General features: G+C 71.5%; 15 protein-coding genes. 7 read left to right on the top strand and 8 right to left on the bottom strand.

The window, feature by feature from the left end:
- The first annotated feature begins 169 nt into the window (after positions 1-169).
- Positions 170-844, top strand: a complete 675-nt coding sequence (locus PSESU_RS10370) for a YitT family protein (RefSeq protein WP_041764836.1) — start codon at positions 170-172, stop codon at positions 842-844.
- A gap of 4 nt (positions 845-848) precedes the next feature.
- Here PSESU_RS10370 and PSESU_RS10365 read toward each other — a convergent pair whose 3' ends face one another.
- Entirely contained in the window at positions 849-1718 is an 870-nt protein-coding gene (locus tag PSESU_RS10365) for a DUF72 domain-containing protein (RefSeq protein WP_013535724.1), read from the bottom strand.
- A 43-nt stretch (positions 1719-1761) separates the two neighbouring features.
- A complete protein-coding gene (locus PSESU_RS10360; protein ID WP_013535723.1) occupies positions 1762-2307 on the bottom strand; it encodes a DNA-3-methyladenine glycosylase I in 546 nt (181 codons plus the stop codon).
- Positions 2308-2386: 79 nt separating this feature from the next.
- Between PSESU_RS10360 and PSESU_RS10355 the strand changes: the two genes are divergently transcribed.
- Genes PSESU_RS10355 through PSESU_RS10345 form a run of 3 tightly spaced genes read left to right on the top strand, consistent with a single transcriptional unit; the run spans position 2387 to position 4419 of the window.
- Positions 2387-2953 carry a YqgE/AlgH family protein gene (locus tag PSESU_RS10355; RefSeq protein ID WP_013535722.1) on the top strand — a complete coding sequence of 189 codons (567 nt, stop codon included), beginning with the start codon at positions 2387-2389 and terminating at the stop codon, positions 2951-2953.
- Positions 2946-3416, top strand: a complete 471-nt coding sequence (gene ruvX, locus PSESU_RS10350) for a Holliday junction resolvase RuvX (protein WP_013535721.1) — start codon at positions 2946-2948, stop codon at positions 3414-3416. Before PSESU_RS10355 ends, ruvX begins: the two co-directional genes overlap by 8 nt.
- A gap of 58 nt (positions 3417-3474) precedes the next feature.
- Positions 3475-4419: an aspartate carbamoyltransferase catalytic subunit gene (locus tag PSESU_RS10345; RefSeq protein ID WP_013535720.1), complete on the top strand. Its 945-nt coding sequence runs from the start codon at positions 3475-3477 to the stop codon at positions 4417-4419.
- 296 nt (positions 4420-4715) lie between these two features.
- Here the strand turns inward: PSESU_RS10345 and PSESU_RS10340 are convergent, their stop codons facing one another.
- The 6 genes from PSESU_RS10340 to PSESU_RS10315 form a co-directional block, all read right to left on the bottom strand.
- Positions 4716-6473, bottom strand: coding sequence for a vWA domain-containing protein (locus PSESU_RS10340; RefSeq protein ID WP_013535719.1), 1758 nt, complete (start codon positions 6471-6473; stop codon positions 4716-4718).
- Positions 6474-6575: 102 nt separating this feature from the next.
- Positions 6576-8102 (bottom strand): exopolyphosphatase, encoded by a 1527-nt coding sequence (ppx, locus tag PSESU_RS10335; RefSeq protein ID WP_013535718.1) that lies wholly within the window; start codon positions 8100-8102, stop codon positions 6576-6578.
- Between the two features lie 47 nt (positions 8103-8149).
- The gene (ppk1, locus tag PSESU_RS10330; RefSeq protein ID WP_013535717.1) at positions 8150-10252 is read right to left on the bottom strand and encodes a polyphosphate kinase 1; all 2103 of its coding nucleotides are present in this window, start codon (positions 10250-10252) and stop codon (positions 8150-8152) included.
- A gap of 23 nt (positions 10253-10275) precedes the next feature.
- The gene (gene phoR, locus PSESU_RS10325; RefSeq protein WP_013535716.1) at positions 10276-11691 is read right to left on the bottom strand and encodes a phosphate regulon sensor histidine kinase PhoR; all 1416 of its coding nucleotides are present in this window, start codon (positions 11689-11691) and stop codon (positions 10276-10278) included.
- A 13-nt stretch (positions 11692-11704) separates the two neighbouring features.
- Positions 11705-12394 carry a phosphate regulon transcriptional regulator PhoB gene (phoB, locus tag PSESU_RS10320; protein ID WP_013535715.1) on the bottom strand — a complete coding sequence of 230 codons (690 nt, stop codon included), beginning with the start codon at positions 12392-12394 and terminating at the stop codon, positions 11705-11707.
- 74 nt (positions 12395-12468) lie between these two features.
- Positions 12469-14103 carry a M48 family metalloprotease gene (locus PSESU_RS10315; protein WP_049782442.1) on the bottom strand — a complete coding sequence of 545 codons (1635 nt, stop codon included), beginning with the start codon at positions 14101-14103 and terminating at the stop codon, positions 12469-12471.
- A gap of 197 nt (positions 14104-14300) precedes the next feature.
- Here PSESU_RS10315 and grxC point away from each other — a divergent pair, with 197 nt between their 5' ends.
- The 3 genes from grxC (at position 14301) to PSESU_RS10300 (ending at position 16138) form a co-directional block, all read left to right on the top strand.
- Entirely contained in the window at positions 14301-14588 is a 288-nt protein-coding gene (gene grxC, locus PSESU_RS10310; protein WP_013535713.1) for a glutaredoxin 3, read from the top strand.
- On the top strand, positions 14585-14971 hold the full coding sequence (locus PSESU_RS10305; protein WP_013535712.1) for a carboxymuconolactone decarboxylase family protein: 387 nt from the start codon (positions 14585-14587) through the stop codon (positions 14969-14971). Before grxC ends, PSESU_RS10305 begins: the two co-directional genes overlap by 4 nt.
- 162 nt (positions 14972-15133) lie before the next feature.
- On the top strand, positions 15134-16138 hold the full coding sequence (locus PSESU_RS10300; RefSeq protein ID WP_013535711.1) for an isocitrate dehydrogenase: 1005 nt from the start codon (positions 15134-15136) through the stop codon (positions 16136-16138).
- Positions 16139-16212 lie beyond the last annotated feature (74 nt).

The raw sequence follows: 16212 nt of genomic DNA, 5'->3' as shown, positions 1-16212 counted from the left end.
GCGTTTCGGGCGGCCTCACCGGCAGGGCAGGGGTGGCGAATCCTTCCGGGCGGCCCGGCTCCGTTTCAAGTGCAACTTCACATGGGTCTGGTGTCTAATACGCGCCCCCACCGCGACACCCCGCCCCGTGACCTTCCCCGACTCCGACCTCCGGCCCGGCGAGGACGTGCTGCCCGACGACGGCGTCGTGGTCACGTCCGGGCCGCTGACCCCGCCACCGGATTCGGCCGGCACCGCCGCCGATACCCGCGCCTTCCACCACAGCGTGGCCGAGGACGTGCAGGGCATGGTCCTGGCCACCCTGGTCGCCTCCCTGGGCCTGTCGGTGTTCGCGCACGGCGGGATCATGGTCGGCGGCATGGCCGGCGTGTCCTTCCTGCTGCATTACGCCTTCGGCTGGAGCTTCGGCCTGGTGTTCGTGCTGGTGAACCTGCCCTTCTACTGGATCGCGGTGCGGCGGATGGGCTGGGAATTCACCCTCAAGACCTTCCTCGCCGTCGGTGCCACCGGCCTGGCCACCGACCTGCTGCCGCGCTGGGCAGGCTGGGGCTACATGACCCCGGCATTCTCGGCCATCGTCGGCGGCGTGCTGTGCGGGCTGGGCATCCTGTTCTTCATCCGCCATCGCGCCAGCCTTGGCGGCGTCGGCATCCTCGCCGTGCACCTGCAGCGCAGCCGCGGGATCAGCGCCGGCACCGTGCAGCTGGTGTTCGACGCGGTGCTGATGGCCGCTGCCCTGCTGGTGCTGACGCCGGACCGGGTGCTTTATTCGGCCCTCGGCGCGGTGATGCTGAGCCTGGTGTTGATGTTCAACCACCGGCCCAACCGCTACATGGGCGTCTGAGCGCTCAGCGGGCCAGGCGCTCGTACAGCGCCTGGGCGTCGAACGGTGCCCGCACCTTGGCGTCGTTGTCGAAATAGCAGTACACGTCGCGGCGTTTGGCCCGTGGCGCCGGGGAGTCCGAATACCTGCGGGCGTCGGCGGGCTCCCCGCCGTCGGCCCAGCGGCGGATGCGCGCCGCCCAGCGGTCCAGCGCCTCGTCCGAATAGCCGCTTCGGTACAGTTCGGTGTCGCCATGCAGGCGCAGGTACATGAAGCCGGCGGTCACGTCCTCGACATAGGGGAAGCGGTCGGGCGTGTCGGAGACCCCCAGGGCCACGCGGTGCCGCCGCAGCAGGCGGATGAAGCGGGGATCGTCGAAGCTCTCGTGGCGGATCTCCAGCGCGTGGCGCAGGCGCCGGTTGGGTCCTTCCGGCAGGGCGGTGCGGCCCTGCATCCGCTCCGGCTCGTGCCGGCGGGCGAGCGCCAGCGCGGCGTCGGTATCGCGCGGCAGCAGCGCCAGGAAGGCGTCCAGCACCTCCGGCTCGTAACGCATCGACGGTGGCAACTGCCACAGCAGGGGGCCGAGGTGGCGCACCAGCAGGAGCACGCCGGAGGCGAAGAAGTTCGCCAGCGCAGCCTCGATGTTGCGCAGCCTCAGCATGTGGGTGATGTAGCGCGGACCCTTCACCGTGAACACGAAGTCGCGTGGCACCTGCCCGGCCCACGCCTCCCAGCTGGCGGGCGACTGCAGCGAGTAGAACGAGCCGTTGAGCTCGATGCTGGCGAAGCTGTGCGCGGCGTACTCCAGTTCGCGCCGCTGCGGCAGCGCGGACGGGTAGAACACGCCACGCCAGGGGGCGTAGCGCCAGCCGGAGATGCCGATGCGGATGGCCATGGCCCGATCATGGCCCGCAGTGCGGGCACGGACCGGTGAAGGCTCAGCCGGCCGCGTCCATCCAGGGCAGGGCGTGGCTGGCCAGCAGGCGCTGGTGGGCCGGGCAGTCCGGGCGGTGGGCGCCGGGCAGGTAGCCCAGCGACATCAGGAACTCGCCGGTGATCTCGCCGCCGGTGAAGCGGAAGGTGCGCTTGAACAGCTTCACCCAGCCGGCCTTGTCCAGCGGATGGTGGGCGTCGAGCCAGCTGGCGAAGCCACCATGGCTGTCGCGCATGCGCAGGATCACCCCGGCGTTGTGGATCGCCGCCTCGACCTTGAGCCGGTTGCGGATGATCCCCGGGTCCGCCAGCAGGCGGGCGCGGTCGGCCTCGCCGTAGGCCGCCACCTTCGCCACGTCGAAGCCGTCGTAGGCGCGGCGGAAGCCCTCGCGCTTGCGCAGCATCGTCTCCCAGCTCAGTCCGGCCTGGTTGATCTCCAGCAGCAGGCGCTCGAACAGCACCGGCTCCTCGCGCTGGGGCACGCCGTACTCGTGGTCGTGGTAGGGGCCGTGCAGCGGATGGCCCGGGGCGATGTCGCAATAGCCAGGCATGGGCGCGGGAACTCGTCGGGATGCCCGGATTGTCGCAGGAGCGCGCCGGCCCGTGCGCGCCGCCGGCTAGAATGGGCGCATGTCCGCCCCCCAAGACAACCTCGCCAACCAGCTGCTGGTCGCGCTGCCATCGCTGGCCGACCCGAACTTCGCCCGTACCGTCGCCCTGGTCTGCCAGCACGACGACGACGGCGCCATGGGCGTGGTGGTCAACCGTCCTTCCGAATACACCCTGGGCCAGGTCCTGGCGCAGATGGGGATCGGCAGCGAGGACGCGGCGCTGTGCGCACGCCCGGTGCTGCACGGCGGCCCGGTGCACCAGGAGCGCGGTTTCGTGATCCACGACGGCGGGCAGGCCTGGGATTCCAGCCTCAAGGTCGCCGACGGCCTGTACCTGACCACCTCGCGGGACGTGCTGGAGGCGATGGCCGCCGGCGAGGGCCCGGTCAATGCAATCGTCGCCCTGGGCTGCGCCGGCTGGGGCGCGGGCCAGCTCGAGCACGAGCTGTCCGAGAATACCTGGCTGACCGTGCCGGCCGACGCCGGGGTGCTGTTCGAGCTGCCGCTGGACGACCGCTGGCAGACCGCGGCCAACCGCATCGGCGTGGACCTGTTCCGCCTGGCGGGCTACAGCGGGCATGCCTGAGGCCCACGCGCCCGCGCTGCCGTCGCCCGAGGCGATCGTGCTCGGGTTCGACGTTGGTTCGCGCCGGATCGGCGTGGCGGTGGGCAGCGCCTTCGGTGGCGCGCGCGCGGTGGCGGTGGTCAACGTGCATGCCGCCGGCCCGGACTGGGCCGCGCTCGACAGGCTGCGCAGCCAGTGGGGTCCGGGTGGCCTGATCGTCGGCGACCCCCTGACCCTGGACGGCGAGGACCAGCCGGCGCGCCGCCGCGCCCGCGCCTTTGCCCATGCCCTGCGAGAGCGCTACGGCCTGCCGGTGGGCATGGTCGACGAGCGTTCCAGCTCGGTCGAGGCCGCCCAGCGCTTCGCCCGCGCCCGCGCCAGCGGCACCCGCCGCCGTCGCGATGCCGAGAACCTGGACGCCGAGGCCGCCGCCGTGATCATCGAACGCTGGCTGTCCTTCCCCGGGCTGGCCGCGCCGCCCTGACCGCACCGTTTCCCACGCCGACCGTGCCGGCGCCGCCGGCCCCACAGGACCACCACCGATGACGCCCCAACTCGACTCCGACGGACGCCTGCGCCACCTGCTGACCCTGGACGGCCTGCCGCGCGCGACCCTGCTGCAGCTGCTCGACCGCGCCGGCCAGATCCGCGACGCCGCCGTCGGTCGCGTGGGCAAGCGCACGGTGCTGGCCGGCACCGCGGTCTGCACCCTGTTCTTCGAGCCCTCGACCCGCACCCGCAGCTCGTTCCAGCTGGCGGCGCAGCGGCTGGGCGCCGACGTGCTCAACTTCGACGCCTCCACCTCGTCCACCCGCAAGGGCGAGACCGCGCGCGACACCCTGCGCAACCTCGAGGCGATGGGCGTGCGCGGCTTCGTCGTGCGCCATCCGGACGACGGCGCGGTGCAGGCGCTGGCCGACGCGGCAGGCGAGGGCACAGCCCTGGTCAACGCCGGCGATGGCCGCAGCGCGCACCCGACCCAGGGCCTGCTGGACATGCTGACCCTCCGCCAGGCCAAGGGCAGCGATTTCTCCAGGCTCAAGGTGCTGATCGTCGGCGACGTCAAGCACTCGCGCGTTGCCCGTTCCGACCTGCACGCGCTGCGCACCCTGGGTGCCGGCGAGATCCGCGTCTGCGCCCCGGAATCGCTGCTGCCGGAAACGGACGTCACCAGCGGCTGCGCGGTTGGCAGTGACTTCGACGCGATGCTGGAAGGCGTCGACGCGGTGATGATGCTGCGGCTGCAGCGCGAGCGCATGGAGGAGGGCCTGGTGCCCTCGCTGGAGGACTACCACGCCCGCTACGGCCTCACCGCCGGGCGCCTGCGCCGCGCTGCCCCGAACGCGGCGGTGCTGCACCCGGGCCCGATCAACCGCGGCGTGGAGATCACCGACGAGGTCGCCGACGGCCCGCAGTCCTGGGTCCTGCGCCAGGTCGCCAACGGCGTCGCCGTGCGCATGGCGGTGCTGGAGCATCTGCTGGGCTGAGGCGGCACGCTTGCGTGCTACTGGCGCGCGTGCCGGCGGACGCCTGTGTCCTGGGGACGTGGGCTGCGGTGCGGAGCGGGTGGGCGAAAGGCAGGCGCTGGCGGCGGTGGTGACTGTTCGCCCGCCTGCCAGGATGCGCAGCGGGCAGCACGTCCTTGCGCGAAGTGCGGGTTGTCGGAGCAGAGTCGGGTCAGGTACCGCGCAGTCCGCGGGCCAAGCAGTGCTACCGACCCTCACCCCAACCCCTCTCCCATGCGGAGAGGGGCTTCATGGCGGGAGAGGGATCAGGCGCTTGCTCAGGCTTCGGGCTCGCCGCGCTCCGCATCGGCCCTGGTCAGCGCACGCGCCGAATCCACCAGGCGCACGAACTCGTGGCGCAGGCCGAAGCGGTCCTGGCCCAGGGCGCCGCGCGCGGTGCGTTCGACGTCGTCCCAGCTCCAGCGGTCGACGTACCTGCCGCCGCGCAGCAGGTCGGCATAGCCGGCGACCGCCGCAGCGAACCGCAGCGACTCGCTGGCCTGCGTGCGCAGTGACGAGCGCAGCACCGGGGTCTCGATCAGGCGGCTCTCGTCCTGGCCGGGCAGCTTGTAGCGCAGGCGCAGGTGGGCCAGTTCATTGGCCTTCGCTGCCGCGGCCGGCGCGGCCTCGCCGTAGCGCAGCGGCGGCAGGCGTTCGGCACCGGAACCGGCCAGGGTGATCTCGTACAGCGCGGTTACCTCGTGGCCGGCACCGATGTCACCGGCGTCCACGCGGTCGTTGGCGAAATCTTCCTCGCGCAGCAGCCGGTTCTCGTAGCCGACCAGGCGGTATTCGGCGACCACGGCCGGGTTGAACTCCAGCTGCACCTTCACGTCGTTGGCGATGGTCAGCAGGGTCGCCTGCATCTGCTGCACCAGCGCCCGGCGCGCCTCGTCCAGGGTGTCGATGTACAGGTGCTGGCCGTTGCCGGCATCGGCCAGGCGCTCGGCCATGGCGTCGTTGTAGTTGCCCGAGCCGAAGCCGAGGGTGGACAGGGCAATGCCGGAGCGGCGCTGGTCGGCGACCAGGGTCAGCAGGGCGTTGCGGTCGGTGATGCCGACGTTGAAGTCGCCGTCGGTGGCCAGCAGGATCCGGTTGACCCCGCCCTCGACATGGCCCTGCCGCGCCATCGCATAGGCAAGGCGCAGGCCTTCGCCGCCGTTGGTGCTGCCGGCCGCGTGCAGGCCCTCCAGCGCGGCCAGGATCTCGCCGTGGCGGTTGCCCGGGGTCGGCGGCAGCACCAGGCCGGCATGGCCGGCATAGGCCACGATCGAGACCCGGTCCTTCGCCCGCAGCTGCGGCACCAGCTGGGCGAAGGCACGCTTGAGCAGCGGCAGCTTGGCCGGATCGTCCATCGAGCCGGAGGTGTCGACCAGCAGCACCAGGTTGGCCGGCGGCAGCTCGCGCTTGTCCACGTCGTAGCCCTTGATCCCGACCATCAGCAGCTGCCGCGCCGGGTTCCACGGCGCCGGCGCCAGTTCGGTGGTCACCTTGAACGGCACCTCGCGCGAGGCCGGGGCGGGGTGGCCGTAGTCGAAGTAGTTGAGCATCTCCTCCACCCGCACCGAGTCCGCCGGCGGGCGGTAGCCGTCGCGCAGCATGCGCCGCACGTTGGCGTAGCTGCCGGTGTCCACGTCGACCGAGAAGGTCGAGACCGGGACTTCGCGCGCGCGCCGCACGGGATTGTCCTCGCGCGCCTCGTAGGTCTCGGTGTTGGTCTCGGGGCGCGGCAGCGGCCGCACCGGAGGTGGCGGCGGCGCGATCCGGTAGGCCAGCGCGGCCGTGGGGGCGCTGGCAGAAGCGGGGGAAGGAGCGAATGGCGTGTGCAGCGCTGCCGCTTCGCGGACCCGCGAGCGCTCCGCGGCGGCACGGGCCTCGTGCCTGGCCCGGGCCTGGGCCTGGACCGTGGCCAACTCGTCCATGGTGGCATCGGCGGCCGGTCCGGCGGTCCGGGTCGGGGTGCTGCAGGCGCCCAGCAGCAGCGCCATGACGGCTGCACAGGCGAAGGTGGCATGGGTCAGCGGGTTGGTACGCATGGGCCGGCTCTCGGGTGGGTCCAGGCATGCAAACGTGCCAGCAGCGCCGATGGGGTTAACGCCGCAGAAGAAAAACACCGGCCGGCACCGCCGTCGCCGGGATCAGGTCGGGACGTGCTCGAACTCGATGCCCAGCCCGGCCATGCCTTTCTTCTCGTCGGCCAGGTCTGCACGCAGCAGGGCGCGGTCTTCCAGCCAGGCCTGCGGCAGCTCCAGGCGCAGGCGCGGGCCGTCGGCGACGAGCCGCAGCGGCGGCAGGCCATCGCTCTCGTGCGAGCGGTGCAGCAGCACCGCCAGCCGCAGCAGCGCCGACTTGCGCCGCGCCGACAGTAGCAGGCGGTCGGGCAGGGCATCAAACGCCGACCTGGGCACGTTGCGGCGGTGGGTGCGCACCATCGCCGCCAGCACCTGCTGCTCCTGGCGGGAGAAGCCGGAGATGTCGGAGTGCTCGAGGATGTAGCCGCCGTGCTGGTGGTAGTGGCCATGGGCGATGGCCAGGCCCAGCTCGTGCACGTTGGCGGCCCAGCCGAGCATGCGTGCGTCGTCCTCGTCCAGCGCCCACGCCTCGGCCACCTGCGAAAACAGCTGCAGCGCGGTGGCCTGCACCCGCGCGGCCTGTACCTGATCGATGCCGTAACGCTGGATCAGGGCCTGCACCGAGATGTCGCGCGGATCGTTCTCGCTGCCGCGGCCGAGCATGTCGTAGAGGATGCCCTCGCGCATGGCCGCCTTGCTGACCAGCAGCTTCTGCAGGCCCAGGGCCTGGAACGCGGCCTCCAGCACCAGGATGCCGCCGGCGATGATCGGGCGGCGCTCGGAGGACAGGCCGGGCAGGTCGATCTCGTCGATGTTGCGTGCCTGCAGCAGGCGCTCGCGTACCTGCGGCAGCGCCTCGGCGGTGATCGCGCCCTTGGTCAGGCCCATCGCCACGCAGATCTCGCTGATCGACTTGTGGGTGCCGGAGGAGCCGAGCACCTCGTCCCAGCCGCGCGCGCGGTACAGCCCGGCGAACTGGCGGAACTCGGCGCTGATCACCGCCAGCGCCTCCCTCCAGCGCTTCTTCGACAGCTTGCCGCCGGGGAAGAAGCGCCGGGTCGAGGCGATGCAGCCGGCCTGGCGGCTTTCGCGCTCGATGGTCTGCAGGCCGCGGCCGATGATGAACTCGGTGGAGCCGCCGCCGATGTCGATCACCAGTCGCTGCTGGCCCGGCTTGGGCGGCTGCGCATGGGCCACGCCCAGGTAGATCAAGCGCGCCTCCTCGCGGCCGGAAACCACTTCCACCGGATGGCCCAGTACCGCCTCGGCCTCGGCCAGGAACGCCTGCGGCTCCCGCAGGCGGCGCACGGTGTTGGTGGCCAGCGCGCGCACGTGCAAGCGTTCGACGCCGCGCAGGCGCTGGCCGAAGCGCGCCAGGCAATCGAGCGCGCGTGCGCGCGACTCCGGTGCCAGCCCGCCGTCGCCGTCCAGGCCGTCGGCCATGCGCACGGTCTCGCGCAGGCGGTCGACCACCCTCAGCTCGCCCAGCGAATAGCGGGCAAGCACCATGTGGAAGCTGTTGGAGCCGAGGTCGATCGCTGCCAGCGCATCGCCGTCCTGGACCTGCGGGCGGGATTGGGAGGAATAGGGCATCGGCGAATCTTAGCGGATGCCCGGCCCGCGACCGTCCCCGACCGTGGTCAAAGCGCGTCCAGCAGGGCCTGCTGCGCCGAGTGCGGCGCCTCGTCGTCCGCGGGCACGCACTTGCGGTAGCGGCCGTCAGGCTGCAGTTCCCAGGCGTTGAGGTTGTCGGCCAGGTAGTTCTGCAGCACCTCGCGCTCGATCCGCTCGGCCAGCGCCGGGTCCAGGATCGGGAAACAGATCTCCACCCGCCGCAGCAGGTTGCGTTCCAGCCAGTCGGCGCTGGCGCAGTACATCTCCGGGCGGCCGTCGTTGCCGAACCAGTACACCCGGCTGTGCTCGAGGAAGCGGCCGACGATCGAGCGCACGCGGATGTTGTCCGAGACCCCCGGCACGCCCGGTCGCAGGGTGCAGGCGCCGCGCACGATCAGGTCGATCTGCACCCCGGCCTGGGATGCCTGGTAGAGCGCGCGCACCACCTGCGGCTCGTTGAGCGCGTTCATCTTGGCGATGATGCGGCCGTTGCGCCCGGACAGTGCCAGCCGGGTCTCGCGTCCGATCCGCTCCAGCAGCCCGCTGTGCAGGGTGAACGGCGACTGCAGCAGGCGCCGCAGCCGGATCGACGGCGCCAGCCCGGAGAGCTGCTGGAACAGCAGGTGCACGTCGTTGCCGATCTCGGGATCCGCACTGAGCAGGCCCAGGTCGGTGTAGGCCCGCGCGGTGCCGCCGTGGTAGTTGCCGGTACCCAAGTGCACGTAGCGGCGCAGGCGCCGGCCCTCGCGCCGCACCACCAGCAGCATCTTGGCGTGGGTCTTGTAGCCGACCACGCCGTACACCACCTGCACGCCGGCCTCCTGCAGGCGGTCGGCCACGCCGAGGTTGGCGTCCTCGTCGAAGCGCGCGCGCAGCTCCACCACCACGGTGACGTCCTTGCCGTTGCGCGCGGCCTGGACCAGGGCATCGACGATGGCCGAGTCCTTGCCGGTGCGGTAGAGGGTCTGCTTGATCGCCAGCACGTCCGGGTCCACCGACGCCTGCTGCAGCAGTTCCAGCACCGCGCTGAAGGAATCGAACGGGTGGTGCAGCAGCACGTCGCCGCGGGCCACCGTCTCGAACGCGTTGCCGTCCTCCAGCCGGTTGCGCGGGCTGAAGGCCGGGTACTTGAGCTCGGGCCGCTGCACCAGCTCGTGCACCTGGATCACCCGGTTGAGGTTGACCGGTCCGTCGATGTAGTAGACCGCGTTGTCGCCCAGCTCGAAGTTCTGCAGCAGGGTGCGGACGATCGGGCGCGGGCAATCGTGGGCGATCTCCAGGCGCACGGCGGGGCGGTAGCCGCGCCCCACCAGCTCGCTGCGCAGGGCCAAGGCGAGGTTCTCCACCTCGTCCTCGTCCAGCACCAGCTCCGAATTGCGGGTGACGCGGAACTGGTACGCGCCCTTGACCGTCATCCCCGGGAACAGCTCGTCGACGAAGGCCGCCAGCATCGAGGACAGCAGCACGAAGGCCTGCTCGTTCTTGCCGCGCAGGCGCGGGGGCAGCTCCACGATGCGGTTGAGCGAGCGCGGCGCGCGCACGATGGCCAGGTGGCCCGGGCGCCCGAACGCATCCATGCCCTCCAGCACCACCACCACGTTGAGCGACTTGTTGAGGATGCGCGGGAAGGGGTGCGAGGGATCCAGGCCCAGCGGCGACAGGACCGGCATGACGTTGTTGCGGAAGTACGCGCGCAGCCAGCGCCGCTGGCGCGTGTCCCAGGCCTGGCGCGGCAGGATCCGCACCCCGGCCTCCGACAGCGCCGGGCGCAGCACCTGGTTCCAGCAGCGGTACTGGGCCTCGACCAGCTCGGTGGCGCGCGCATGGATCGATTCCAGCAGCTGCGCCGGCGCCATGCCGTCGGACGCCGGCGGCAATCCCAGCTGCGCCGCATGGCGCACGGCGGCGGTGCGGATCTCGAAGAACTCGTCGAGGTTGGTGCAGGAGATGCACAGGAAGCGCAGCCGCTCCAGCAGGGGCACCTGCGGGTCCAGCGCCTGCGCCAGCACCCTGAAGTTGAAATCCAGCTGCGACAGCTCGCGGTTGAGGTACAGCCCTGGATCGCGCAGCGGATCGGCCGGTTCCTGGGCATTGGGCAGCGCGACCGGCTGCAGGTTCCCGGTACTCATCTCGGCATCGACATCCTGTAGGTTCACGGCGTGGCCCCGTGGGTGGCCTGATCATGCACCGGACGCACCCGCTCCGGCCCGAAGTGGCAGGCAAACACGCTGCCCTGGCCGACGCTGCTGCGGATCGACAGCCGGGCCTGGTGCAGTCCCAGCACGTGCTTGACGATGGAAAGCCCCAGCCCGGTGCCGCCGCTCTCTCGCGAGCGGCTGCTGGACACGCGGTAGAAGCGTTCGGTCAGCCGCGGGATGTGCTCGGCGGGGATGCCGTAGCCGGTGTCGTGTACCGCCAGCACCGCGCCGCCGTCGGAGCTGCGGGAGAACTCGATGGTGATGGTCCCGCCGCTGGGCGTATAGCGCACCGCGTTGGTGGCCAGGTTGGAGAACGCGCTGTGCAGCTCGCGGGTGGAGCCCAGCAGGTCGCAGCCGGCGAGGTCGCGGACCTCGATCACGTGGCGGCCCTGGCTGAAGGCCTCGGCCTCGCGCCTGAGGGTCGCCAGCACCGGCGCCATCGCCACCGTTTCTTCCGGCAGGCTCTCGCGCGACTCCAGGCGGGAGAGGGTCAGCAGGTCCTCCACCAGCTGGGTCATGCGCTGCGACTGCTTTTGCATCTCCGCCAGCATCGGTGCCCACTCGGGCATTTCCTCGCCGTCGAGCATGTCCAGGTACCCGTGGACCACGGTCAGCGGCGTGCGCAGCTCGTGCGAGACGTTGGCGACGAAGTCCCGCCGCATCTGCTCCAGGTGCAGCAACTTGCTGACGTCGCGCGCCACCAGCAGCCAGTAGTCGTCGGAATAGGGGATCAGGCGCAGGGTCAGGCGCAGGCGCTCGTCGGCCGGGGCGGGGGCATCGAGGATCGGCTCGGCGTTGCGGCCCGATGCCATCCACTGCGCCATCGGCAGCGGCTGCAGGCGCTCGGCCACCGGGGCGCCCACGTCGCGCGGATGCTGCAGGCCCAGCAGGTCGGTGGCGGCGCGGTTGAACCAGAGGATGCGCTGGGTGTTGCGGTCGACCACCACCACCGCGTCCGGCAGGGCCGCGGTCGCCGCGCGGTAGGCACGCAGCATGTCCAGCAGTCGTCGCTGGCGCCCGCGCATCTGCGCCTGGTTGCGGCGCAGGCGCCGGTCCAGCTCGCCCCACGCGTCCCGGCCGCGGCCAGGTTCCGGCTGGCGGCCGGCCAGGTCGCCCAGTACCCGGTGCAGGCGCCAGTAGTGCCAGGCCAGCAGCGCCACCGCCGCGAGCGCCAGCAGCGCCGCGGGCCGGCCGATGGCGAAGCCTGCCAGCGCCGCCCCGGCCAGGACCAGGAGGGCCGAACCCAGGGTGCGGCGCCAGGCCGCGCGCAGGCGTGCCGCATCGTCCGCCGCCGACAGCGGGGCGGGCGCGGCATCGGGATCGTTGAAGCGCGCGGCAGCGAGGGACCGGGGATCGGGCTGGCTGTCCATCCGCACGGTCGGCTCAGGCCGCGGCCGAGAAGCGGTAGCCGGCGCCGCGCACCGTCTGCACCATGCCATCGGCCCCGAACGGCTCCAGGGTCCGGCGCAGGCGGCGGATATGCACGTCGATCGTGCGTTCCTCCACGTACACGCTGCCGCCCCAGACGTGGTCCAGCAGCTGGGCCCGGCTGTACACGCGGTCCGGATGGGTCATGAAGAAATGCAGCAGGCGGTACTCGGTCGGGCCGATCGCCACCGGGGCGTCGCCGGCGAATACGCGGTGCGCGGCGCCGTCGATGCGCAGGTTGCCGGCCGCCACGCTGCCGTCCTCGTCGTCCTCGCGCGAGCGACGCATCACCGCGCGGATCCGCGCCAGCAGTTCGCGCGAGGAGAACGGCTTGACCACGTAGTCGTCGACCCCCGCCTCGAGGCCGCCGACCCGGTCGTTCTCCTCGCCGCGGGCGGTGAGCATGATGATCGGGACCTCGCGGGTCAGCGCCTCGCGGCGCCAGCGCCGGGCCAGTTCCAGGCCGCTGGTGCCGGGCAGCATCCAGTCCAGCAGGATCATGTCGGGAACGCGGTCGGCGATCGCGGCCTGGGCCTCGCGCGCGTCGCCGGCGTGCACCGGCTCGTAGTCGCCCTTGCGCAGGGCGAACGCCACCATGTCGCGGATTGCGGGTTCGTCGTCGACGATGAGGATCTGCTTCTGCACGAGGGCCTCCCTGTATCGCCGGCCATTAGACTACCGTTGCGTTACAGGTTTACTACAACCGCGCTGGCGCCTGTTCAGCGGCGCTGCATGTCCGGATCGCGCACGCCCTGGCGCCGCAGCTCGAGCACGGTCGGGGTGATGCTGGCGATGCGCGCATCGACCCGGGCGCGGGCCACGTAGTCCAGGTCGCCACGCTTCTTCAGGTTTTCCAGCTGGATCAGCGCCTGCTCCGGGCGGCCGTTGAGGAAGGCGGCCTCGGCATAGGCCTCGCCGGCGCGCGCGCTGTCGCCGGCCAGTTCGCAGGCGCGGGCGAAGGTCTGCTGGAACACCGGGTCGTCGCCGGCCTGGGCCAGCAGCGGGCGCAGCACCTCCTGGGCGCGGCGGCCGGCAGCCTCGCCGCCCTGGGCAACCAGCACCCGGGCGTAGGTCAGGGCCACCGGGCGGTTGCCCGGATGCCGGCGCAGCAGCTGGTCCAGCCGGGCATTGGCCGCATCATGTCGTCCGGCCTGCGATTCGGCCTCGGCCAGGGCCAGCTCCACCCACAGGTTCTGCGGATCCTCGTCCAGCAGGCGGCGCAGCTCGGTCGCCGCGACCGCCGGTTCGCCGGCCAGGCGGACCACGGCCAGGCCGTAGCGCTGGGCCGGGGTGAGCCCGTTGGGGCTGGCACGGCGAAGGGCCTCGTATTCGCGAACGGCGGTATCGACGGTGGTCGCGCTGAGCGCGCGCAGGCGTTCCTGGGCCCACGGGAAATAGCCGGTCGCACCGGAGGCCGTCGCGCCCAGCGAGGCCAGTTCAAGGCCGGCCGGCAGCAGCGGATTGCTGCGTCCGGCAGGCAGCGGCGGCGCCTGGGTAAATGTCGGGCCGGTCGCGGTCACGCGCTCGACCCGCGACAGGCTGTTGCCTTCCTCGTCGCCGACCGTGGTGGTGGCGGTGACGGTGCGGCCGCGGATCTGGTCCGCGCGCTGCTTGGCCTCGCTGATGCGGGTGGTGTTGACCGGGTGGGTGCGCAGGTACTCCGGCACGCTGTAGCCACCGGAATTGCCGCGGGTGGCGAACGAGAGCCGGGCGAAGAAGTCGGCCATCGCATCCACGTCGTAGCCGCTGCGGGCCAGGGTGCGGATGCCGATGCGGTCGGCTTCCGATTCGTTGGAACGGGTGTAGTTGATCTGGTTCTGCTGGATCAGGCCCATGGCGCTGACGATGGCCGCCTGCGAGGCCTCGCCGGACGAGGTGCCACCGGCGGCCTGGGCGGCGACGATCGCCGCCAGCATGCCCAGCAGGATCGGCACCTGGTCGCGCTGGGCGCGCTCGACCCCGCGCAGCACGTGCTGCTGGGTGACGTGGGAGATCTCGTGGGCCAGCACCGCGGCCACCTCGTCCTCGCGCTCGGCGGTCAGGACCAGGCCGGCGTTGACGCCGATGTAGCCACCCAGGGTGGCAAAGGCGTTGACCTGGCGGTCGCGCATCATGAACAGCGTGTAGTGCTGCTCCGGCCGGTCGCTGTGCGCGCCCAGGCGGTTGCCCATGGACTGCAGCCAGTCGTCGACCAGCGGGTCGTCCAGCAGGTAGCCGTAGTTGCGCAGCTCGCGCAGCATCATCCCGCCGTATTCCTCCTGGCGCGCCGGCGTGAGCAGCTCGCCGGCCGACGAGCCGATGTCCGGCAGGCGCAGTCCTTCCTGGGCCGGTGCCGGGCCGTTCGGGGCCAGCATCAGCGTCAGCAGCAGGGCGGCGGCGAGGGGGCGGCGTGCGGGCAAGCGCGGTACTCCGTGGATGGCCCGGGCATGCGCGTGCGCCGGGCCGGCGGTTGGAACGACGGTGGGGCCGGGTGGGACGGAGCGTTACGCGCGCTTTCTCCGTGGCCCGATACCATAGCTGCTTCGACCCCGTAACACCGCCGGAGTTTCCCGTGTCCGAAGCATCCCCCGCCATCCGCATCTATTCGACCGCCGTCTGCCCGTACTGCGTGGCGGCGAAGAACTTCCTCAAGAGCCAGGGCCGGGAGTGGACCGAGGTCCGCGTGGACCTGGATCCGGCCGAGCGCGAGAAGATGATGGCCATCACCCGCCGTACCAGCGTGCCGCAGATCTTCGTCGGCGATTTCCACGTCGGCGGCTACGACGACATGATGGCCATGCACCGCGCCGGCAAGCTGCTGCCGCTGCTGGACGGCCAGGCCCCGGAGGCCGGCGCATGAGCGGCGGCGAGGACCGCATCCGCGAGTTCACCGAGTTCCGCCAGCGCATGAACCAGCGCATCCTGGCCGAGCCCAACCAGGTCGTGCGCCGGTTCTTCGCCCTGGACACCCAGACCTACCAGGCCGGCGCCCTGGACGTGAAGACCAAGGAGCTGCTCGGCCTGGTGGCCTCGCTGGTGCTGCGCTGCGATGACTGCATCAGCTACCACGTGGCCCAGTGCCGCCAGGCCGGGGTCAACCGCGACGAGTTCTTCGAGGCCTTCTCGGTCGGCCTGGTGGTCGGCGGCTCGATCGTGATCCCGCACCTGCGCCGGGCCGTGGACTTCCTGGACAGCCTGGAGGCGGGCGAGGCCGGGGAACCGGCGGCCCACGACCACGGCTGAGCCGCCGGCGGGGGAGGGGCTCCAGGCCGCCGGAGGGCCCATGCTGCCAAGGTCTGAGGCGGTATTCAGCCCGGATGGGGCATAATTTCAGCAACAACTTTCCCCTCCCCGCGCAGCCGGACCCGCCCCCGGGCCCTGCCGCGCCTGTCTGGAACTATCCACATGACCCAGAAGATCACGGTCATCCGCGGCGACGGCATCGGCCCGGAGATCATGGACGCGACCCTGCACGTGCTCGACCAGCTTGGCGCTGGCCTGGAGTACGAGTTCGCCGACGCCGGCATCGTCGCGCTCGAGAAGCACGGCGACCTGATGCCGAAGGAGACCCTGGAGTCCATCGCGCGCAACAAGGTCGCCCTGAAGAGCCCGCTGACCACCCCGGTCGGTGGCGGCTTCACCTCGATCAACGTCAGCCTGCGCCGCCACTTCGACCTGTACGCCAACGTGCGCCCGGCCATCTCGTTCCCGAACACCCGTTCGCGCTACGAGAACATCAACATGATCACGGTGCGCGAGAACACCGAGGGCGCCTACCTGGCCGAGGGCCAGGAAGTGTCGGCCGACGGCGAGGTCGCGGTCTCCGGCGCCAAGGTCACACGCAAGGGCTCCGAGCGCGTCGTCCGCTACGCCTTCGAGCTGGCCAGGGCCACCGGCCGCAAGAAGGTCACCGCGGTGCACAAGGCGAACATCATCAAGTCGACCTCGGGCCTGTTCCTGAACGTCGCCCGCGAGGTCGCCGCGAACTACCCGGAGATCGAGTTCCAGGAAATGATCGTGGACAACGCCTGCATGCAGCTGGTGATGCGTCCGGAGCAGTTCGACGTCCTGGTCACCACCAACCTGTTCGGCGACATCATCTCCGACCTCTGCGCCGGCCTGGTGGGCGGCCTGGGCCTGGCCCCGGGCGCCAACATCGGCGAGAACGCGGCGATCTTCGAGGCCGTGCACGGCACCGCGCCGGACATCGCCGGCAAGGGCATCGCCAACCCCTGCGCCCTGCTGCTGGCGGCCGCGCAGATGCTGGACCACATCGGCCAGCCGCAGAACGCCGAGCGCCTGCGCAAGGCCATCGTGGCGACCCTGGAAGCCAAGGACTCGCTGACCGGCGACCTGGGCGGCACCGGCACCACCATGGGTTTCGCCAAGGCCATCGCCAGCCGCATCTGACCACGGCGGCGACAACGGCACGAAAGGACGGGGCGCTTCGGCGCCCCGTTTCTTTTGGTAGCCACCCGGTGGGA

This window comes from Pseudoxanthomonas suwonensis 11-1 (genome assembly GCF_000185965.1).
In the GTDB taxonomy this organism is placed as follows: domain Bacteria; phylum Pseudomonadota; class Gammaproteobacteria; order Xanthomonadales; family Xanthomonadaceae; genus Pseudoxanthomonas; species Pseudoxanthomonas suwonensis_A.
This window is presented reverse-complemented; position numbering and strand designations above follow the sequence as displayed.